Raw genomic sequence first — 19,763 nt, forward strand, 5'->3', positions numbered from 1 at the left:
GTGTACGGGGAGGTCACACTTGAGGTCCAAGAGACCGACGAAACGGGTGGCGGCGCTGGGTTCGGCCGGCGTGCTCGTCACGGCGACCCTGATAGCCGGCGCCGTCGCGGCGCCGTCGGCCACCGCCGACTCGCGACACGGCCACGGGCAGAGCCGCGAGCAGCGCGGCGCGGCCGTCGCCGCCGAGCGGGCCGCCAAGGCCGGGATCGACTGGCAGGACTGCCCGGCCGACTGGGGCTTCGAGAAGCCGATCCAGTGCGGCTGGGTGAGCGTGCCGCTGGACTACGCGCACCCCAACGGCAAGCAGCTCAAGCTGGCCGTGGACCGCATCGGGAACACCGGTACCAAGGAGGAGCGCCAGGGTGCGCTCGTCTACAACCCGGGCGGCCCCGGTGGTTCCGGCATGCGCTTCCCGCGCCGTGTCACCACCAAGAACCCCCTGTGGGTGAACACCGCCAAGGCGTACGACTTCGTGGGCTTCGACCCGCGCGGCGTCGGCCACTCGGCGCCCATCTCCTGCATCGACCCGCAGGAGTTCGTCAAGGCGCCCAAGGCGGACCCGGTCCCGGACTCCGAGTCCGACAAGCGGGCGCAGCGCAAGCTGGCCGCGGAGTACGCCGACGGCTGCGCCGAGCGCAGCGGCAAGGCCGTGCTGGCGCAGATGACCACGCCCAACACGGCACGCGACCTCGACGTCATCCGGGCCGCGCTCGGTGAGAAGAAGCTCAACTACCTGGGCGTCTCCTACGGCACCTACCTCGGGGCCGTCTACGGCACGCTCTTCCCGGGGCACGTGCGCCGCATGGTCGTCGACAGCGTCGTCAACCCGTCGCGCGAGAACATCTGGTACCAGGCCAACCTGGAGCAGGACATCGCCTTCGAGGGCCGCTGGAAGGACTGGGAGGACTGGGTCGCCAAGAACGACGCGACCTTCCACCTCGGTGACACCCGCGCCAAGGTGCAGGACCAGTGGCTGAAGCTGCGGGCCACCGCGAAGAAGGCCCCGCTGGGCGGCGTCGTCGGCCCCGCCGAGCTGATCTCCTTCTTCCAGAGCGCCCCGTACTACGACTCCTCGTGGGTGCCGACCGCCTCGGTGTTCAGCAAGTACGTCGCCGGTGACACCCAGGCGCTCGTCGACGCCGCGTCCCCCGACCTGTCGGACACGGCGGGCAACATCTCCTCGGAGAACGGGAACGCCGTGTACACGGCCGTCGAGTGCACCGACGCGCACTGGCCCACGAGCTGGCGGACGTGGGACCGGGACAACACCCGGCTCAACGCCCAGTACCCGTTCATGACCTGGGCCAACGCGTGGATGAACCTGCCGTGCGCCACCTGGCCGGTCAAGCAGCAGACCCCGGTGGAGGTGAAGACCGGCAAGGGCCTGCCCGCCGTCCTCATCGTGCAGTCCACCAATGACGCCGCCACGCCGTACGCCGGCGCCGTCGAGCTGCACAAGCGGTTCAAGGGCTCCCGCCTGATCACCGAGCAGGGCGCGGGCTCGCACGGTGTGACCGGACTGGTCAACCCGTGCATCAACGGGCGGGTGGACTCCTACCTGCTCACCGGCAAGACGGACGCCGCCGACGTGACCTGCACGCCGCACGCCACGCCGCAGCCGTAGTCCCGGCAGCACGAGGGGGCGGCCGGAATCCCGGCCGCCCCCTTCGCCGTGGGTGGCGTGCGCGCCCGCTCCGGCCGCGTCAACTCAGCGGCATGCGGCGGAACCTGCGCCCCGCCTCGGCCTTCCGCGCGGCTTCCTCGGCCTTGACGTCGGCCGCGTACCGGTCGACGTACTCCTGCTCGGAGAGGGCCAGGATGGCGTACATGATCTCGTCGGTGATGGCGCGCAGCACGGCCTTCTCGCCCTCCATCCCGGCGTAGCGCGAGAAGTCGAGGGGCTTGCCGAAGCGGATCACCACGGGGTGGATCCGCGGGAGCTTCCGGCCGGGCGGCTGGGCCTCGAAGGTGCCGATCATCGCGCACGGGACGACCGGGGCCTCGGCCCGCAGAGCCATCACGGCGACCCCGACCTTGCCCTTGTAGAGGCGGCCGTCGTGCGAACGGGTGCCCTCGGGGTAGATCCCGAGCAGCTCGTCCTTGGTCAGCACGCCGAGGCCCTCGCGGATCGCGGCCTGGCCCGCCTCCTTGCCGGAGCGGTCCACCGGGATCTGCCCGATGCTGCGGAAGAACGCCGCCGTCAGACGCCCCTTGATGCCGGGCCCGGTGAAGTACTCGGCCTTCGCCAGGAAGGTGATCCGGCGCTTCAGGATCGCCGGCATCAGGAAGTGGTCCGCGAAGGACAGGTGGTTGCCGGCGACGATGGCGCGGCCCGACGACGGTACGTGCTCGAGGCCCTCGATCCGAGGCCGGAAGGTCACTCTCAGCAGCGGACCCAGAAGCACATATTTCAGCACGTGATAAAACACTGGGGCACTCCTCGTTTTCCCCGGGGAGCGATCAGTGTAGGCGCGGCCGTCGCCGGGCGTAACCATCGAGGTGTCACTCTCTGTGGCCTCTTGGCGCGTATCAGACCCCTTGCGTCAGCACTTTCTCAAGAGACCCGAGAGCCGCCCGGAGTTCCTCGGCCGTGATCGTGAGCGGCGGGGCCAGCCGGATCGTCGAGCCGTGGGTGTCCTTGACCAGAATCCCCTCCCGCATCAGGCCCTTGCTGATCTCCCGGCCGGTGCCGATGGACGGGTCGATGTCGACGCCCGCCCACAGTCCCCGTGAGCGGAAGCCCTCGACGCCCCGGCCCACCAGGGCAGTCAGCCCGTCCCGCAGCAGGCCGCCCAGTTCGGCCGCCCTGCGCTGGTACTCACCGCTCTCCAGCAGGCCCACCACCGCGGAGCCGACCGCCGCGGCCAGCGGATTGCCGCCGAACGTCGAGCCGTGCTCACCCGGACGCAGCACACCCAGCACGTCCCGGCGGCCGACGACCGCGGAGACGGGCACGATGCCGCCGCCGAGCGCCTTGCCGAGCAGCAGCAGGTCGGGGACGACCGACTCGTGTTCCACCGCCAGGGTGGTGCCGGTACGGCCGAGGCCGGACTGGATCTCGTCCGCGACGAAGAGGCAGCCGGCGCGGCGGGTGAGCTCGCGGACGCCGGCGAGATAGCCGTCGTCCGGGATGATCACGCCCGCCTCGCCCTGGATGGGTTCGAGCAGCACCGCCGCCGTGCTCTCGTCGATCGCGGCTTCGAGAGCGGCCAGGTCGTTGTACGGCACGACCCGGAAGCCGGGCGTGAAGGGGCCGAAGCCGGAGCGGGCCGTCTCGTCGGTGGAGAAGCTGACGATCGTCGTCGTACGGCCGTGGAAGTTGTCGGCGGCGACCACGATGGTGGCCGCGCCGGGCTCGACGCCCTTCACCTCGTACGCCCACTTGCGCGCCACCTTGATGGCGCTCTCCACCGCCTCGGCGCCCGTGTTCATCGGCAGGACCATGTCCAGGCCCGTCAACGCGGCCAGGGACTCGGCGAATCCGGCGAGCTGGTCGTTGTGGAAGGCCCGCGAGGTCAGGGTGAGCCGGTCGAGCTGGCGGTGCGCCGCCTCGATCAGCACCGGGTTGCGGTGGCCGAAGTTGAGCGCGGAGTAGCCCGCCAGCATGTCGAGGTAGCGGCGCCCCTCGACGTCCTCGACCCAGGTGCCCTCGGCGTGCGCGACGACCACGGGCAGCGGGTGGTAGTTGTGCGCCAGGACGGGCCCCTCGGCCCGGATCAGTTCCTCGGAGCTGCGGGTGCCGGCGCCGGCGGGCGTGGTCGCGCGGACGGGAGCGGTCATGAACGGATCTCCTGTGTACAGCACTTGATGCCACCGCCGGCCTTGTGGAACTCGGACAGGTCGACGGGGACGGGGACGTACCCATGGGCGACGAGCTGGTCGGCCAGGGCTTCGGCACGCGGCGCGATGAAGACGTGACGGCCGTCCGAGACGGAGTTCAGGCCGAAGACGAGGGCGTCCTCACGGGTGGCGAGCACCGCGTCCGGGAACAGCCGGCCCAGCACCTCGCGACTGCCCGGCGAGAACGCCTCCGGGTAGTACGCGATGTTGTCGTCGTCGAGGACGAAGAGCGCGGTGTCCAGGTGATAGAAGTGCGGGTCCACCAGGCGCAGGCTGATCACCGGGACGCCGAAGAACTCCTGGACCTCGCGATGGGCCTCGGGCGTGGTGCGAAAGCCCGTACCGGCGAGGATGTGGCGGCGGGTCGGGACGAGGTCGCCCTCGCCCTCGCACACCGACTCCGGGCGGTAGACGTCGAAGCCGGCCGTCTTGAACCACGTGTCGTACGCGGTGGACTCGGGGCGGCGCTCGGGTGCGTGGAAGGACGAGCCGAAGACGCGGCCCTCCAGGACGAGCGCGCAGTTGGCGGCGAAGACCATGTCGGGAAGGCCCGGGACCGGCTCGACGGATTCGACGGTGTGGCCGTGCGCGCGATAGGCGCTGATCAGCGCCTGCCACTGAGCTCGCGCGAGATCGACGTCCACGGGGGTGTCGGGACGCATCCACGGGTTGATCGCGTACTGCACGGCGAAGTGTCTGGGTTCGCAGACGAGGAAGCGCCGGGGGCGCGGCACACGGCTTTCGGACACAGAGAGGTTCCTCCGCTTCCTGCGGTGTCATCTGGTGGGATACCTCAACGGTAAGAAGCGGGGCACGCGGCCGACAAGCGACGAGAGCTGCGCGTATACGCAGCACTGCTGCGTGATCGGCAGGGTCAGCGCACGTTTCCTGCGTCGTCCGGGGCGGCGTGGGTCGCCCCGGCCTCCGGAGCCTCGGGCAGCAGATGGGACAGCACCATGTAGCTGATCGTCTTCCGGATGAACGGCTCCACCCGGATGCGCTCCAGGACCTCCTCGAAGTGCTCCACGTCGACCGCCCGCACATGCAGCAGCGCGTCCGCGCCCCCGGTCACCGTCATCGCCGCGGTGATCTCCGGATGGTTGCGCACCACCTCCGCGAGCCGCCTGGGCGGCGCGGCGCCCTCGCAGTACACCTCCACGTACGCCTCCGTGCGCCAGCCGAGCGCCGCGGGCTTCACCGTGGCCGTGAACCCGGTGATCACGCCCGTCTCGCGCAACCGGTCGACCCGGCGCTTGACCGCCGTCGCGGACAGCCCGATCGCCGCGCCGATCTCCGCGAAACTCGTCCGGGCATTGGCCATCAGGGCTGTGATGATCTTGCGGTCGAGCTCGTCGAACATCGCGGGCTTGCTGTTCATGGCGGCACTGTATCCAGCCGCGGCCGCCACCCGGCCGGGGACGACGGCCGTGTCCGGCACATGTCCAGCCGCGCGATTCGCTCCTACACTCCACTCTCATGCTGCGCGCGCTCGCCGTCGACGACGAACAACCCTCCCTCGAAGAGCTGCTGTATCTGCTCAACGCCGATCCCCGGGTCGGCAGCGCCGAGGGAGCGAGCGACGCGACCGAGGCGCTGCGCCGGATCAACCGGGCCCTGCAGTCGGGCCCCGGCGGACCCGAGGCCATCGACGTCGTCTTCCTCGACATCCACATGCCCGGCCTGGACGGGCTCGACCTGGCCCGGCTCCTCGGCGGGTTCGCGCAGCCCCCGCTCGTCGTGTTCGTCACCGCACACGAGGGATTCGCCGTGCAGGCATTCGAACTCAAGGCCGTCGACTACGTCCTGAAGCCCGTGCGCCGCGAACGGCTCGCCGAGGCCGTCCGCAGGGCCGCCCAACTGCGGGACACCGCACCCCTGATCCCCGTCCACGAGCCCGACCCCGACCACATATCCGTCGAACTCGGCGGAGTCACACGCTTCGTGGCCGTCGAGGACATCACCCACGTCGAGGCGCACGGCGACTACGCCCGCCTGCACACCGCGCAGGGCAGCCACCTCGTGCGCATCCCGCTGTCCACGCTCGAGGAACGCTGGCGCTCCCGCGGTTTCGTCCGCATCCACCGGCGCCACCTCGTCGCCCTGCGCCACATCGGCGAACTCCGCCTGGACGCGGGCACGGTGAGCGTCCTCGTCGACTCGGCCGAACTCGCGGTCAGCCGCCGGCACGCCCGCCAACTGCGCGATCTGCTGCTGCGCCGGACCACGAGCTGAGGAGCACCCGCGTGCCGCAGGACCCCACCGAACGCCGCGTGGTCGTCACCGGAGTGCCCCGGCACACCGGCCGGACCTCCGGCTACTACCGGCCGAGGACCGAGATCGACGAACAGACCACACTCGGGCACACCTACGTACGCTCCCTGATGCGCAGTCAACTCCGCGCCGCCTGCGTCACGTTCGCCGTCCTCGTCCTGCTCGTCGGGCCCCTGCCGCTGGTCTTCGCCGCGATGCCGGACGGAGCCACCCTGGAATGGGCCGTCCTCGGCTTCTGCCTCTACCCGCCGCTGGTGCTGCTGGCCCGCTGGTACGTACGACGGGCGGAGCGCAACGAGAAGGACCTCGTGCGCCTGGTCGAGGACCGCTGAACCGTGAACGAGAACTACTCCGTTCCCGCCGTCGCCCTCGTCGTCCTCGCGACCGTCCTGGTCGGCGCGTTCGGCCTGCGCATCTCCCGGACCACCTCCGACTTCTACGTCGCCTCGCGCACCGTCGGCCCCCGGCTCAACGCGGCCGCGATCAGCGGCGAATACCTCTCCGCCGCCTCCTTCCTCGGCATCGCCGGCCTGGTGCTCGTCCAGGGACCCGACATGCTCTGGTACCCGGTCGGCTACACCGCCGGCTATCTCGTGCTGCTCCTCTTCGTCGCCGCACCCCTGCGCCGCTCCGGCGCCTACACCCTGCCCGACTTCGCGGAGGCCCGGCTCGGCTCCCAGGCCGTCAGACGGCTCGCCGGGGCCTTCGTCGTCGGCGTCGGCTGGCTCTATCTGCTGCCCCAACTGCAAGGCGCGGGGCTGACACTGGCGGTCCTGACCGACGCGCCCGACTGGTTCGGCGGGGTACTGGTCGCCGCCGTCGTCGTGGCCACGGTCGCCGCCGGCGGCATGCGCAGCATCACCTTCGTCCAGGCCTTCCAGTACTGGCTGAAGCTCACCGCCCTGCTCGTCCCCGCGCTCTTCCTGATCCTCGCCTGGCAGTCCCACGGTGCCCCCCGCGACGCCTTCGAGGAACCGCCGGCCTTCCGCGAACAGCGCCTCGTCCGGATCGACTCCACCCTCGACCTGAAGCTGTCGCGGCCGCTCGCCGTCACCGCGACGGGCACCGTCGACGGCCGCCGGTACGAGGGCACGCGCGTCCGGCTCCCACGGGGCACCCACCGCGTCGACGGCGGCACCCGGCTGACCTTCGACCGGGGAACCCCCGTCCCCGCGGCCGAACGCGGCAGCGCCGACGCCCTCTCCACCGCGCCCGCGGTCGGCCGCGAGGAACGCCCGCTCTACGCCACGTACGGACTGATCCTCGCCACCTTCCTCGGCACGATGGGCCTCCCGCACGTCGTGGTCCGCTTCTACACCAGCCCGCACGGCGTCGCCGCCCGCCGCACCACCGTCGCCGTCCTCGGCCTCATCGGCGCCTTCTACCTCCTGCCCCCCGTCTACGGAGCCCTGGGCCGGCTGTACGCCCCCGAACTCAGCCTCACCGGCGACGCGGACGCCGCCGTCCTCCTGCTGCCCGACCGGATGATCGGCGGAGTCGGCGCTGACCTGCTCGGTGCGCTCGTCGCGGGCGGCGCCTTCGCCGCGTTCCTCTCGACGGCCTCCGGGCTCACCATGGCCGTCGCGGGCGTGCTCACCCAGGACGTCCTGCCCTCCCGCGGCGTACGGCACTTCCGACTCGGCACCGTCCTGGCGATGGCCGTACCGCTCGCCGCGAGCGTGCTGGTCGGCGGGCTGCCCGTCGCCGACGCGGTGGGGCTCGCGTTCGCCGTGTCCGCGTCCTCCTTCTGCCCGCTGCTGGTCCTCGGCATCTGGTGGCGGCGGCTCACCCCGCCCGGCGCGGCGGCCGGGATGCTCGTCGGCGGCGGCGCGGCACTCCTCGCCGTCGGCGCGACCATGGCCGGCTACCCGGGGACGACAGGTCCGCTGCGCGCGCTGCTCGCCTGGCCGGCCCTCTGGTCGGTGCCGCTCGGCTTCGTGACCATGGTGCTGGTGTCGCTGGCCACCGCCGCCCGCGTACCGCCCGGCACGGCGGCGATCCTCGCCCGCTTCCACCTCCCGGAGGAACTCACGGACGACCAGGTCCGCGCCGCGGTCGGCACACCGGCGGACGCGACGGCGGGCACGAAGGCGACCGGAGGGGTGGTCGGCGGGTGAGCGGGTTCGTCGCCGGGCTCTGTGTGGCCGTGCTCCCCCTGCTGGCGGCCGGGTTCTGGCTCGGCAGGCGTACCGCACGGCCCGAGAGCCTCGGAGGACTCGGCACCCCGGTCGAGCACGCCACCTTCCAGACCCTGCACACCGCCTCCCTTGCCGCGCCCCCGCTCCGCGCCGGACTCACCGAGGAGACGGCCCGCCGGTCCGCCCGGCGGCTGCGCACCCTGCTCGGCACGGACGCCCTGTGTCTCACCGACCAGGACACGGTCCTCGTCTGGGACGGCGTCGGCGCCCATCACCGCGACGAGGTCATGGAACGCCTCGGCGGCCCGCTGGAGACCGGCCGGGGCGAGGCCTTCCGGCTGACCTGCGACGAGCCCGACTGCCCGCTGCGCTGGGCCGTCGTCGCCCCGCTCACCGTCGACGAACGGGTGCACGGGGCGCTCGTCGCCTGCGCGCCCCGCGAGTCCGCCGTCCTGGTGCGGGCCGCCGGCGAGGTCGCGCGCTGGGTCTCCGTCCAACTGGAACTGGCCGACCTCGACCGGTCCCGCACGCGTCTCATCGAGGCGGAGATCAAGGCGCTCCGCGCCCAGATATCCCCGCACTTCATCTTCAACTCGCTCGCCGTGATCGCCTCGTTCGTCCGCACCGATCCCGAGCGTGCCCGCGATCTCCTCCTGGAGTTCGCCGACTTCACCCGCTACTCGTTCCGCCGGCACGGCGACTTCACCACCCTCGCCGACGAACTGCACGCCATCGACCACTACTTGGCGCTCGTCCGGGCCCGCTTCGGCGACCGGCTGTCCGTCACCCTGCAGATCGCCCCCGAGGTGCTGCCCGTCGCGCTGCCCTTCCTCTGTCTCCAGCCCCTGGTGGAGAACGCGGTCAAACACGGGCTCGAGGGCAAGACCGACAAGAGCCACATCAGCATCACGGCTCAGGACGCCGGTGCCGAGGCCCTCGTGGTCATCGAGGACAACGGCATCGGCATGGACCCGGAGCGGCTGCGCCGCATCCTGTCCGGAGAGGTCGGCCCCTCCGGGGGGATCGGCCTCTCGAACGTCGACGAGCGGCTGCGCCAGGTGTACGGCGACGATCACGGCCTGGTCATCGAGACCGCGGTGGGAGCGGGAATGAAGATCACCGCCCGGCTCCCCAAATACCAGCCCGGCGTGCACTCGGCGGCCCGACGCCCCCGGCAGTGAAGGGGCCCGCCGCCGGGGGCGGGGCCCGCCCGTGCGGCGGGCCCGCGGTCAGGTGCTGCGGGAGACCACCATCCCCAGCGTGACCAGACCGAGCACGACCCAGCCGAACCACAGCCAGCCGTTGCTGCCCAGTGCCACCGTGTAGGCCGTCACCACGACGAGCCCGCCCACGGTGAGCACCCCCATCGTCTTCGTCGAACCGGGCATCGCAACACCCTCCTCGAGGCGGGTCCGCGGCGCGGGCCGTGGCCTTTGGGGCCATTTTCACCCGGAGGGAGGCACATCGCCAGAGCCGTGCCGCTCACCCGGTCACCGGTGACGGGCGCTGACCCTCCTCGATGAAGCAGACCACCAGGTAGTACGGCCGGGCCCACACCCCCACACTCCGCACTCCGTGACTCCAGTGCGAGGAGGGGTCGTACCCGTAGCGCCCGGGTGGCGCGTCCGCCGCGCACTGGTCGTTCGCCCGCTCCAGCGGATCCGTTCCCGGCCGGTCCGTGCTCAGGTGGGTGATGTCCACGACCTTGCCCACGTTCTCCCCGTCGCAGGCGACCAGTTCGAAGTGCGTGCCGACACGGGCCTCGCCGCCGGCATGCCCCAGACAGTCGCCCCGCTGCATCTGCGTGGCGTCGGTGAAGGTCATCCCGTACCCGCGCAGGTCCCCGAGTGGACCGAACACCGGGCCGTGCACGCCCGCGAGCAGACAGGCGACGGCACCGCCCGCCGCGTCGAAGCCCTCCCGGGTGGGCACGACGGCCATGCTCCTGACGTTCCACGCGAGCTTGCGTGCGGTGTCCTTGGTCCCCTCCTCGCACCGGCGCGGGCCGTCGCGGCGGGCCGCCTCGAACGACGGCGCCCGGTACACCGCCATGACCTGGGCGTCGGGGCTCGCGTCGTGGCAGCTGGGGTCCAGCGTCAGCCGGGGCACGGTGGCCGTCCTCCACAGGGCCGGCTCACCGAGGACGCAGTCGCCGCGGTGCAGCGGTTCGGCGAGTCCGACCGTGTCGCCGTAGGGCAGCGGGGCTGCCCTGTGTGCCTCCGCGAACCAGACCGCGCTCGCCGTCAGCCCGAACGCGAGCAGGACCGCGGCCACGGCCCGCCGGGTGCGCGGCGGCTTTTGACGTCGCCGCCCGGGAGGGCCGGGAACCGGTCCGGGCGGTGCTCCGTACGGGGAAGGCCCGAAGCCCTGCCCGGGCACCGGCAACCGTCCGTCCGGCGCCGAGGGGTGCCCATGCGGCCCGGCCGTCGCCGGGTACCCCTGTCCTTCGGCCGTCGGCGGGTGCCCGTGCGGCCCGGTCGGCGGCGGAGGCCCGTTCCTCTCGGCCGATGCCGCGTACGGGTCCGCCGCGGGGGAGCGGTCTCCCGGAACGGCCGGACCGTGGCCCTGTGACGAACCCTGGCCCTGCGTCGGGCGCCGGCCGGGCTCCGGGCCCTGAGCGGGGGCACCATCCGCCGCCGGGTACACGCCCGGCAGGGCCCGGCTCTCGTCCGCCCCCGGGCCGGACACCCCCGCGGTTCCGTCGAGTGTGCCGAGGGCCGACCACGGTGGCCGGGACCCCGGGTCGGGGCGGGTCGGGGGATGGGGCTGCGGTACGAGGACCCGCGCCAGCTCCGAGGCGGTGTCCTCGGCGGACAGCCGACGGGCGGGGTCCTTGACCAGCAGCGCCTCGACGACGGGCCGCAGCGCACCGGCCCGCAGCGGCGGCGGGGCCTCCTCCAGGACCACCGCGGTGATCGACGCGAGTTCGGTGTCCCGGTCGAAGGGCCCGTGTCCCTCCACCCCGAAGTAGAGGGTGCAGCCCAGCGAGAACAGGTCGGCCGCGGCCGTCGGCGGACCTCCCGTCGCCCGTTCCGGGGCCAGATAGCCCGCCGTGCCCACCAGCACGGACGTCTGGGTCCAGCGGGTCTCGGGGGAGTCGGGCTGGACCGAGATCCCGTAGTCGGTGAGCAGGACGCGGGCTTCCGGGTTCCCGGTGCGGTCCGGGGCGAGCAGGATGTTGGCGGGCTTCACGTCCCGGTGCATGATGCCGCGCTCGTGCCCGGCCGTCAGGGCGTCGAGCACCGCGATGCCGATACGGGCACAGGCGTCGGGGGCGAGGGGACCGCTCCGGGCGAGCCGGTCGCGCAGGTCCACCGCCCCCGCCACGTACTCCATCACGATCCACGGCAGGCCCTCGTGCTCCAGCACGTCGTGAACCGTCACGACGTGCGGATGCCCGCGCAGCACCGCCGCGTGCCGGGCCTCGGCACGGGCTCGCGCGGTCCGCGACGCGTGGTCCGCGCCGCTCCCCGGGACGTCGGGGAACCTGATCTCCTTGAGCGCGACGTCGCAGTCGAGCCGCTGGTCGTGCGCGAGCCACACGTGCCCCATCCCGCCCGACCCGACGCGGGCCACGAGCAGATACCGGCCGGCGATGACCCGGCCCACGCCCGACCGGGGCGCACCCGGGCCCATCAGGTCACTCCGCCCGCGGAGCCGGACGACCCCGCCGCGGCACCGGAGCCCGTGGCCCCGGCCGAGCCGGAGTCGCCGGTTGCTGTGGCTGCTGTGGCGCCCCCGCCCGTCATGGCGGTCCCGGTGCCGGTGGTGCCGTCTCCGGTCTCCCCGGCGCCGCCCGTGGTGCTGCCGTCGGTGGTGGCCTGGCCGGTGGTGGTACCACCCGCGTCGGAGCCGTCGGTGGTGGCCCCTTCCGTGCCGCCGGTCGTGGTCCCGTCGGTGGTCGCGCCCTCGGTGGTCGCGCCCATGGTCGTGCCGTCGGTGGTCGTGTCGTCCGTCGCTCCGTCGGTGGTGGTCCCCGTGCCGGGCTCGCCCGACCAGGTCTCGTCCGTGCCGGGACCGGATCGGTCCGGGTCCGGTGTCGGCCCACCGGTGTCCGTGGGGGTCCCCGGATCGCCGCTGTCGCCGGGTTCCGACACGGACAGCGTCACCTGGCTGCCCCATCGCAGGGCACTGCCCGCCGGGGGCTCGGACGAGGTCACCGGAGAGTCGTCCGGCGGCAGGGAGGAGCCGTCGAAGGAGAGGGCGAGTCCCGCCCCCGCCAGCCGGGCGCTCGCCTCGGCGAACGTCAGCCCCGTGACCGTCGGAACGGTCGTCCCCGCCCGCGGGTCGAACGACGTGTCCCGCTCGCCCTCCGTGCCCAGCGGACGCGAGATCCCCCGGCCGGGGTCGTCGACGTCCACCAGGCGGAGCCGGGAGATGGGTGCCTTCCCGGGCGGCGGTTCGACGACGACGATCCGGTTGTGGCGAAAGCCGGGCCATTTCGCGTTTCCGCCCTTGAAACCCACCGAGGACTTTGCGATGTCCGCCCGGGAGGGGCGCAGTGGATTGCCGCAGGAGCACTTCACGGCCGGCAGCCCTTGACGGTCGACCAGTACGGCGATTCCGGCCTGGAGCAAGGATTCGAAGGGAACGGCTTTGCCGCGCTTGTACGCGTGATTCGTCACGAGGGTGTCGTGGCGCAGGACAACGGGTGTGAGTCGATCGATATAGGCGGGGACCGCGTCCGGCGCGATATGCAGAACGCGCGCCCATTCCCGCGCCCTTGCGGAGTTCTTGGGAGCGGTGAGGAATTCCTTCAGTTTCGCGACGACACAGGTGCCGGGCCGGGCCGAGCCGCCGAAGTCGGGTGCGGACCCGGGGGACCCGTCCGGTCCGGGCGTACCGCCCTGGCCGCTCGTGCCGCCGTTCCCGTCCCGGCCGCCCGAACCGCCGGCGCCGCCTGCGCCGCCGTCGCGTCCACCGGGGTCACCCGTGTGACCCCCCGCGGGTGTGCCCCCGTACAGCCCCGGACTGTTGCTGGCCTGTACCCCGCCGACCGGCCGGGCGCGCGGTGCGGCGGTGGTGTCCCTGCCGAGTGTGCCGTTTTCCGCGAAGAACGGATCCGCCTGCGAGACCCCCGCGGCCACGGCACGGATGACGAACAATTGATCGGATTTTCCGCACCCGCTGATGACCAGTACGGAAACGAGCAGCAGAGCCGTTCGGCGTGCCGTCGATAATCCGGCCCTTCGCATGGACGCGCGCAATGTCATCGCCGCTCCCCCTCGCGGTTTCCCCCGGGGCTCCGCGCACCGGGCGGCGGACGCGGAGCTTCGCTTCCATGCTACTGAAGGGAAATGCCTTTCGGGCAAGGGGGATTGACGCGGGGAATTCAGCGGCCGCGTGCGTTGAGCGAGGCCAGATAGGCGTTGTAGGCCTCGAGTTCCTTGTCGCCGTCGCGGTCCGCGGCGCGGTCCAGGCGCTTGGCCTGCCGCTGCTCGGAGTTGTACCACTGGAAGAGCAGCGCGAGCAGGACGAGGACGGAGGGGATCTCGCTGAACGCCCAGGCGATCCCGCCGGCGGCGGTCTGGTCGGCGAGGGCGTCGATGCCGAGGGAGGCCGGCGGATTCTTGTACGACTCGACCATCGGCCCCGACGCCATCATCAACGCGATGCCGAAGAACGCGTGGAACGGCATTCCCGCGAACAGCTCCAGCATCCGCATCAGATAGCCGGGCCGGTGCGGGCCCGGGTCCACGCCCATGATCGGCCAGAAGAAGAACAGTCCGACGGCGAGGAAGTGGCACATCATGGCGATGTGACCGGTGGTCGACCCCATCAGGAAGTCGAAGAGGGGGGAGAAGTACAGCGCGTACAGGCTCGCGATGAACATCGGGATGGTGAACGCCGGGTGCGTGACGATCCGCATGTACCGGCTGTGCAGGAACATCAGCAGCAGTTCGCGCGGCCCCTTGGCGCCCCGCTTCGCGGCCACCGGCAGCGCCCGCAGCGCCAGGGTGATCGGCGCCCCCAGCAGGATCAGGATCGGGGACAGCATGCTGATCACCATGTGCTGGACCATGTGCACGCTGAACATGACCATGCCGTAGTCGTTCAGCCGGGTGCACATGACGAGCATCACCGTCAGAACGCCGGTCACGAAGGCGGCCGTACGCCCCCACGACCAGGCGTCCCCGCGCCGGGCCAGCCGGACGACTCCCCAGCCGTACAGTCCCAGCCCGAGCAGGCACGCGACGAGGAAGAACGGGTCCGGGGACCATTCGAGCCCTCGCCCCAGCGTGAACGGCGGCAGATCCATGGTCATGCCGTGCCCGCTGTGATCCATCCGCCGGCTCCTGTTTCTGGGGATACCTCCGAGGCCCATTTAAGGCACTGGGGGAGGTTGTGCGCTGTCTGTCCGCACCAGAGTAGAACCGCCCCCGGCCGCGACCGCGACCGGGGGCGGTTGTGACGGCGTACGGCTCAGAGCACGCACTCCGCCTCGGCGTAGCGCTCGTCCGGAACCGTCTTCAGGGTCTCGACCGCCTCCGCGAGCGACACCATCACGATGTCGGTGCCGCGCAGGGCGGTCATCATCCCGAACTCGCCGCGGTGCACGGCTTCCACGGCGTGCCACCCGAACCGGGTCGCGAGCACGCGGTCGTACGCCGTCGGGGTGCCGCCGCGCTGCACGTGCCCGAGGATGACCGGCCGGGCCTCCTTGCCGAGCCGTTCCTCCAGCTCGATGGAGAGCTGCCGGGCGATGCCCGCGAAGCGCTCGTGGCCGTAGATGTCCTTGCCGCCCTCGTCGTAGCGCATCGAGCCCTCGCGGGGCTTGGCGCCCTCGGCGGCGACCACGATGGCGAACCGCTTGCCCGCCTCGAACCGCTCGCCGACCCGCGCGGTCAGCTCCTCGATGTCGAAGGGGCGCTCCGGTACGACGATGGCGTGGGCGCCGGCCGCCATGCCGGAGTGCAGCGCGATCCAGCCGGTGTGACGGCCCATGACCTCCACGATCAGGACGCGCTGGTGGGACTCGGCGGTGGTCTTGAGGCGGTCGAGGGCCTCGGTCGCGACACCGACGGCCGTGTCGAAGCCGAAGGTGACGTCCGTGACCGCGATGTCGTTGTCGATCGTCTTCGGCACACCGACGATCGGCAGGCCGCCGTCCGACAGCAGACGGGCCGCCTTCAGCGTGCCCTCCCCGCCGATCGGGATGATGGCGTCGAGGCCGAGGTCGGCGACGTGGCCCTTGGCCCGCTCCACACCGTCACGCAGGTGCGCGGGCTGGACCCGGGAGGAGCCGAGCATGGTGCCGCCGCGAGCGAGGATGCCGCTCACCGCGTCGAGGTCGAGCTTGAGGTAGTCGCACTCCAGGAGGCCCTTCCAGCCGTCCCGGAAGCCGATGACCTCGTCGCCGTGGTCCACGACGGCGCGGTGCACGACCGACCGGATGACGGCGTTCAGGCCGGGGCAGTCGCCGCCGGACGTGAGGACACCAATGCGCATAGCCCGAAATACCTTCTCAACGTGGGCCGGGCACCGGACCACGTTGTCCGGCGAGGATCGGCGCCAGCCTACCGGCGGGAGGGGCCCGCGCCGTACCGTGCGTCCGCCTGCTGGACGCACCCGCTCACCTGTGCGGATGCCGTTTCAGACGGGCTCCGGAACGGGCCCGGTGGGTCCGTTCTCCGCAGCGGAAACGGTTCCTCCTGCCTGCTTTCCCGGGAGGCGGAAACGGTTCTTCCCGGGAAACGCAAAGAGGAACCGTTCCTCCTTGAGAAACGGTTCCTCCGACCCGCCGGGGCGGGGTCGCCCTACGCGGGCTGCTGCGCGGACGCGATGCGCTCGGAGCGCAGCGCCTCGTACCAGCGGTCGTCGATCGGCGGCAGCGCGTTGACGTCGAGAGCCAGCTTCAGCAGCAGGTCCGCGATCTGCGGATTGCGGGCGAGGACGGGTCCGTGCATGTACGTACCGAACACGGTGTCGTTGTACGCGCCCTCGGTGCCGTCGCCCGTGCCGTTGCCCTTGCCGAGCCGCACGTTCGCGAACGGGCGGGCGGTGGGTCCGAGATGGGTGACGCCCTGGTGGTTCTCGAAGCCGGTGAGCTGGGGCAGGCCGAGCCGCGGGTCGATGTCCGCGAGGACGTCGCCGACGCACCGCTCGCCCTCACCGCGCACCGAGATCACGTCGAGCAGGCCGAGGCCCGGCTCGCGCTCCCCGAGGTCGTTGATGAACTCGTGCCCGAGGATCTGGTAGCCGGCGCAGACGGAGAACACGATGGCTCCGTTGCCGACCGCGCGCTCCAGACCGCCGTCGCGGCGCAGCCGCTCCGCGGCCAGCCGCTGCGGCCGGTCCTCGCCGCCCCCGATGAGGTAGATGTCGCCGGAGGTCGGGACCGGCTGGTCGCTGCGCACGTCGACGCGGGCCACGTCGAGGCCGCGCTGCCGCGCCCGGCGCTCCACGACCAGGGCGTTGCCCTGGTCGCCGTAGGTGCTCAGCAGGTCTGGGTAGATCCACACCAGACGCAGGCTGTTGTCAGTCATTCTCTTCGTCCTCCGTGGCTCAGTTGCCGACACGACGCCTCAAGTCCTGGAATGCGGTGTAGTTCGCGATGACCTCGATGCGTCCGGGCGGCGCCATCTGCACGGCCTGGTCGAGGGTGTCGCAGACCTGGAACTGCTGGTTCGCCACTTCGAGGCGGACGGCGAGGTCGAGCTTGCGGTCGCCGAGAACGAAGATCGGGTGTCCGGTCAGGCGGGTGTAGTCGACGTCCCACAGCCACGAGGTGTCGGTGCCGTCGGCGCCCCGCGCGTTCACCGACAGGATGACCGGGGTCGGCGGCGGGTCGATCAGCGAGAAGGTCTCCAGCCAGCCCGCGGGGTTCTTCGCGAGCAGCAGACGCAGGTCGCGTTGCATGAACTGGACCACGTCGTAGCGTCCGGCGACCGCCTGCACCTGGTACATGCGCTCCAGGGCGACCTGCGGCGGCACCCCGAAGACGGCGGCCACGGCGGCCGAGGAGGCGGCGTTCGCCTTGTTGGCCCGGCCCGGCAGCTGGAGGTGGATCGGCCACGCGGAACCGTGCGGGTCGAGGACGTGATCACCGGACAGCGCCCAGGTCGGCGTCGGACGGCGGAAGCCGCACTCGCCGCAGAACCAGTCGTCGCCGGGGCGCTGCATCACGCCGCCGCACGACGGGCAGGACCAGGCGTCGTCCTTCCACATCTGGCCCGCCGCCACCCAGATGACGTTCGGCGAGGAGGACGCGGCCCAGACGACCAGCGGGTCGTCCGCGTTGGCGACCACGACGGCCTTGGAACCGGCCAGCCCCTCGCGCCAGTGCTCGGCCATCATCCGGGTCTCGGCGGCGCGGTCCAGCTGGTCGCGCGAGAGGTTCAGCAGCGCGATGCACTTCGGGTCGGTGTCACGTGCGACACCGGCGAGGTACTTCTCGTCGACCTCGATGACCGCGAACTTGGCGTCCGAGCCGCCGGCCAGCGCCGAGGTGATGCCCGCGGGCATGTTGGCGCCGAGCGCGTTGGACACGACCGGGCCCGCGGCGCGCAGCGCCTCCGCGATCAGCCGGGTCGTCGTGGTCTTGCCGTTGGTCGCCGACACCAGGATCACGTCCAGGTGCGTGGCGAGCCTCGCCAGCAGGTCGGGGTCGAGCTTGAGCGCCACCCGGCCGCCGATCACCGATCCGCTGCCGCGTCCGGCGGCTCGCGAGACGGCTGCCGCCGCCTTGCCCGCCGTCACGGCCAGCTTGGCCCGCGGCGACAGCGGGTCCGAGTTGCCTGACATCGTTTCTCGATCCTCCTTGCGTACGCGCCGCGCCCCTGCCCCCGGCACATGTGGGGGCTCAGCCTATCGAGATCCACTCACGGGCCCGAATCGCGGCACCACCTCGGTGCCGGCGCGACCTGCGCGCGCCTACCAGGACCGTACCCTTGCCGTCATGCGACACGGTTCCATCCCCGGCACGCACGGGCGCGTCCGGCCCCTCATCCTGCTCGGTGACCCCGTCCTACGTACAGCCTGCGAGGACGTCTCGGATTTCGGCCCTCAACTCGCGGAGCTCGTCGAGGACATGTTCGCGACGATGTACGCCGCCGAGGGCGTCGGGCTCGCCGCGAACCAGATCGGCGTCGGTCTGCGGGTCTTCGTGTACGACTGCCCGGACGATGACGATGTCCGTCATGTCGGACATGTGGTGAACCCTCGCCTCGTCGAGACGGACGGTGTGGTCCTGCGCGGGCCGGAGGGCTGTCTCTCGCTGCCGGGTCTGGAGGCCGGGACCGAGCGGTACGACCACGCGGTCGTCGAAGGTCGCACGGTCACCGGCGAGCCGGTCACCGTGCACGGCACCGGCTGGTTCGCACGCTGCCTCCAGCACGAGTGCGACCACCTGGAGGGCGGGGTGTACGCGGACCGGGTCACCGGGTGGCGCCGGCGCCGCCTGCTGCGCAAGGTGGCCCGGGCCTCCTGGACCAGCTGAACTCCCGCCAGGTGCCCCCGACGCCTCCGGCACCCCGCCTCCCGGCGGCATCTGGCGTCCCGTCTCCTGGTGGCGCCCGGTGCCCCGGCTCTTGCCGGTGTTCGGCGTCCCGGCTCCTGGCAGCGTCAGGTGCCCCGGATCCTGGCGGCTTCAGGGCGTCCCGTCTCCCGACGGCATCGGGCGTCCCGTCTCCCGGCGGCGCCCGGTGCCTTGCCTCCTGGCGGCGTTCGGTGCCCCGGCTCTGACGCCGTCAGGCGTCCCGGCTCCTGACAGCGTCGAGTGCTTTGCCTCTGTACGTCGTCCGGCGTCACGGCTCCTGGCGGCGCCCGGTGCCCTGCCTCCTGGCAGCGTCCGGTGTCCCGGCTCCTGGTCGGATGCCGGGGTGGGTGTCTGACGGGTCGTCCGGGTGAGGTCCGGTCAGAAGCCCGGGCCGCCGACCCGGTCGCCGGCCGCGGCGAGGCGGCCCCAGAGCAGGTCGGCCAGACTGCGCACCAACTCGGCTCGCGTGCACGGCCGTTCGCCGAGCCACCAGTCTCCGGCCGCGTGCATCATGCCGACGATGCCGTGGCCCCACACCCGTGCCAGCTGCTGGCTTCCCGGTCCGAGGTCCACCCGCTCCTCGATGACCTCGGCCAGTTCCTCGCCCATGCGGCGCAGCACGGGCGCGGAGTTCCTGCCCACGTCGAACCCGGCGTCGCCCGGCTGGCCGCCCTCCGCCGGATGCATCAGGAAGCGGTAGACCTGCGGACGTGCCTCGATGGCGGCCAAGTAGGTGTCGAGCGTCGACTCCACGCGCTCACGCCGTTCGGCCGGGGCGTCCAGTGCCGCCCGCAGCGCTTCGAGGAGCGCGTCCGTGTGCCGCTTGGCGAGAGCGGCGTACAGGCCGCCCTTGTCGCCGAAGTGGCGGTACAGGATGGGCTTCGTGATGCCGGCCTCGGCGGCGATGGCGTTCATGGAGGCCCCGGGGCCGTCGCGGAGCACCACTCTGTCGGCGGCTTCCAGCAGCTCGCGCCGGCGGCGGTCGGCCGACCTCTGCTGATCGGTCCGCTGTGTGGTGTCCATGTGCTCTCCCCACC

Annotated in this window: 18 protein-coding genes; 6 read left to right on the forward strand and 12 right to left on the reverse strand. The window is 72.0% G+C overall.

What is annotated here, in order from left to right:
• The first annotated feature begins 19 nt into the window (after positions 1 to 19).
• Entirely contained in the window at positions 20 to 1,624 is a 1,605-nt protein-coding gene (locus ACFYYF_RS09880; protein WP_388773258.1) for an alpha/beta hydrolase, read from the forward strand.
• A gap of 79 nt (positions 1,625 to 1,703) precedes the next feature.
• Here the strand turns inward: ACFYYF_RS09880 and ACFYYF_RS09885 are convergent, their stop codons facing one another.
• The 4 genes from ACFYYF_RS09885 to ACFYYF_RS09900 all read right to left on the reverse strand — a co-directional run bounded on the left by ACFYYF_RS09885 (position 1,704) and on the right by ACFYYF_RS09900 (position 5,218).
• Entirely contained in the window at positions 1,704 to 2,429 is a 726-nt protein-coding gene (locus tag ACFYYF_RS09885) for a lysophospholipid acyltransferase family protein (RefSeq protein ID WP_365487265.1), read from the reverse strand.
• Between the two features lie 100 nt (positions 2,430 to 2,529).
• Entirely contained in the window at positions 2,530 to 3,780 is a 1,251-nt protein-coding gene (gene rocD / locus ACFYYF_RS09890) for an ornithine--oxo-acid transaminase (protein ID WP_388773261.1), read from the reverse strand.
• Positions 3,777 to 4,589, reverse strand: a complete 813-nt coding sequence (ddaH, locus tag ACFYYF_RS09895; RefSeq protein ID WP_365487271.1) for a dimethylargininase — start codon at positions 4,587 to 4,589, stop codon at positions 3,777 to 3,779. Before ddaH ends, rocD begins: the two co-directional genes overlap by 4 nt.
• A 125-nt stretch (positions 4,590 to 4,714) precedes the next feature.
• The gene (locus ACFYYF_RS09900; protein WP_151470518.1) at positions 4,715 to 5,218 is read right to left on the reverse strand and encodes an Lrp/AsnC family transcriptional regulator; all 504 of its coding nucleotides are present in this window, start codon (positions 5,216 to 5,218) and stop codon (positions 4,715 to 4,717) included.
• Positions 5,219 to 5,316: 98 nt separating this feature from the next.
• On the opposite strand from ACFYYF_RS09900, the gene ACFYYF_RS09905 reads away from it, so the two are divergent.
• Genes ACFYYF_RS09905 through ACFYYF_RS09920 form a run of 4 tightly spaced genes read left to right on the forward strand, consistent with a single transcriptional unit; the run spans position 5,317 to position 9,430 of the window.
• Positions 5,317 to 6,072 carry a response regulator transcription factor gene (locus ACFYYF_RS09905; RefSeq protein ID WP_361684159.1) on the forward strand — a complete coding sequence of 252 codons (756 nt, stop codon included), beginning with the start codon at positions 5,317 to 5,319 and terminating at the stop codon, positions 6,070 to 6,072.
• 11 nt (positions 6,073 to 6,083) lie between these two features.
• On the forward strand, positions 6,084 to 6,443 hold the full coding sequence (locus ACFYYF_RS09910) for a hypothetical protein (protein ID WP_361684157.1): 360 nt from the start codon (positions 6,084 to 6,086) through the stop codon (positions 6,441 to 6,443).
• A gap of 3 nt (positions 6,444 to 6,446) precedes the next feature.
• Complete coding sequence (locus tag ACFYYF_RS09915) at positions 6,447 to 8,228, forward strand: cation acetate symporter (protein ID WP_388773264.1); 1,782 nt, start codon at positions 6,447 to 6,449, stop codon at positions 8,226 to 8,228.
• Positions 8,225 to 9,430, forward strand: coding sequence for a sensor histidine kinase (locus ACFYYF_RS09920; RefSeq protein ID WP_388773266.1), 1,206 nt, complete (start codon positions 8,225 to 8,227; stop codon positions 9,428 to 9,430). Before ACFYYF_RS09915 ends, ACFYYF_RS09920 begins: the two co-directional genes overlap by 4 nt.
• A gap of 48 nt (positions 9,431 to 9,478) precedes the next feature.
• Here the strand turns inward: ACFYYF_RS09920 and ACFYYF_RS09925 are convergent, their stop codons facing one another.
• The 7 genes from ACFYYF_RS09925 to ACFYYF_RS09955 all read right to left on the reverse strand — a co-directional run bounded on the left by ACFYYF_RS09925 (position 9,479) and on the right by ACFYYF_RS09955 (position 17,993).
• Complete coding sequence (locus ACFYYF_RS09925; protein WP_361684151.1) at positions 9,479 to 9,637, reverse strand: hypothetical protein; 159 nt, start codon at positions 9,635 to 9,637, stop codon at positions 9,479 to 9,481.
• A 94-nt stretch (positions 9,638 to 9,731) separates the two neighbouring features.
• A complete protein-coding gene (locus tag ACFYYF_RS09930; protein ID WP_388773268.1) occupies positions 9,732 to 11,885 on the reverse strand; it encodes a protein kinase in 2,154 nt (717 codons plus the stop codon).
• Positions 11,885 to 13,354, reverse strand: coding sequence for a DUF6777 domain-containing protein (locus tag ACFYYF_RS09935; RefSeq protein WP_388773271.1), 1,470 nt, complete (start codon positions 13,352 to 13,354; stop codon positions 11,885 to 11,887). Before ACFYYF_RS09935 ends, ACFYYF_RS09930 begins: the two co-directional genes overlap by 1 nt.
• Before the next feature lie 227 nt (positions 13,355 to 13,581).
• Entirely contained in the window at positions 13,582 to 14,535 is a 954-nt protein-coding gene (locus ACFYYF_RS09940; protein WP_361684145.1) for a cytochrome c oxidase assembly protein, read from the reverse strand.
• Between the two features lie 137 nt (positions 14,536 to 14,672).
• On the reverse strand, positions 14,673 to 15,698 hold the full coding sequence (locus tag ACFYYF_RS09945) for a 6-phosphofructokinase (protein WP_361684143.1): 1,026 nt from the start codon (positions 15,696 to 15,698) through the stop codon (positions 14,673 to 14,675).
• A 308-nt stretch (positions 15,699 to 16,006) separates the two neighbouring features.
• Entirely contained in the window at positions 16,007 to 16,735 is a 729-nt protein-coding gene (locus ACFYYF_RS09950) for a glutamine amidotransferase (RefSeq protein ID WP_361684141.1), read from the reverse strand.
• 19 nt (positions 16,736 to 16,754) lie between these two features.
• Complete coding sequence (locus ACFYYF_RS09955) at positions 16,755 to 17,993, reverse strand: MurT ligase domain-containing protein (protein ID WP_361684139.1); 1,239 nt, start codon at positions 17,991 to 17,993, stop codon at positions 16,755 to 16,757.
• Positions 17,994 to 18,147: 154 nt separating this feature from the next.
• On the opposite strand from ACFYYF_RS09955, the gene def reads away from it, so the two are divergent.
• A complete protein-coding gene (def, locus tag ACFYYF_RS09960) occupies positions 18,148 to 18,687 on the forward strand; it encodes a peptide deformylase (RefSeq protein ID WP_388773275.1) in 540 nt (179 codons plus the stop codon).
• Positions 18,688 to 19,104: 417 nt separating this feature from the next.
• Here the strand turns inward: def and ACFYYF_RS09965 are convergent, their stop codons facing one another.
• On the reverse strand, positions 19,105 to 19,749 hold the full coding sequence (locus tag ACFYYF_RS09965) for a TetR family transcriptional regulator (protein ID WP_361684135.1): 645 nt from the start codon (positions 19,747 to 19,749) through the stop codon (positions 19,105 to 19,107).
• Positions 19,750 to 19,763 lie beyond the last annotated feature (14 nt).

Origin of the sequence: Streptomyces sp. NPDC001914 (assembly GCF_042891215.1) — a bacterium.
GTDB lineage: Bacteria > Actinomycetota > Actinomycetes > Streptomycetales > Streptomycetaceae > Streptomyces.

Coding starts and splice junctions, on each gene's coding strand:
- rocD (WP_388773261.1), bottom strand. CDS start 3,780: ATGACCGCTCCCGTCCGCGCGACCACGCCCGCCGGCGCCGGCACCCGC.
- ACFYYF_RS09900 (WP_151470518.1), bottom strand. CDS start 5,218: ATGAACAGCAAGCCCGCGATGTTCGACGAGCTCGACCGCAAGATCATC.
- ACFYYF_RS09905 (WP_361684159.1), top strand. CDS start 5,317: ATGCTGCGCGCGCTCGCCGTCGACGACGAACAACCCTCCCTCGAAGAG.
- ACFYYF_RS09925 (WP_361684151.1), bottom strand. CDS start 9,637: ATGCCCGGTTCGACGAAGACGATGGGGGTGCTCACCGTGGGCGGGCTC.
- ACFYYF_RS09930 (WP_388773268.1), bottom strand. CDS start 11,885: ATGGGCCCGGGTGCGCCCCGGTCGGGCGTGGGCCGGGTCATCGCCGGC.
- ACFYYF_RS09940 (WP_361684145.1), bottom strand. CDS start 14,535: ATGGATCACAGCGGGCACGGCATGACCATGGATCTGCCGCCGTTCACG.
- ACFYYF_RS09945 (WP_361684143.1), bottom strand. CDS start 15,698: ATGCGCATTGGTGTCCTCACGTCCGGCGGCGACTGCCCCGGCCTGAAC.
- ACFYYF_RS09950 (WP_361684141.1), bottom strand. CDS start 16,735: ATGACTGACAACAGCCTGCGTCTGGTGTGGATCTACCCAGACCTGCTG.
- ACFYYF_RS09955 (WP_361684139.1), bottom strand. CDS start 17,993: ATGTCAGGCAACTCGGACCCGCTGTCGCCGCGGGCCAAGCTGGCCGTG.
- def (WP_388773275.1), top strand. CDS start 18,148: ATGCGACACGGTTCCATCCCCGGCACGCACGGGCGCGTCCGGCCCCTC.
- ACFYYF_RS09965 (WP_361684135.1), bottom strand. CDS start 19,749: ATGGACACCACACAGCGGACCGATCAGCAGAGGTCGGCCGACCGCCGC.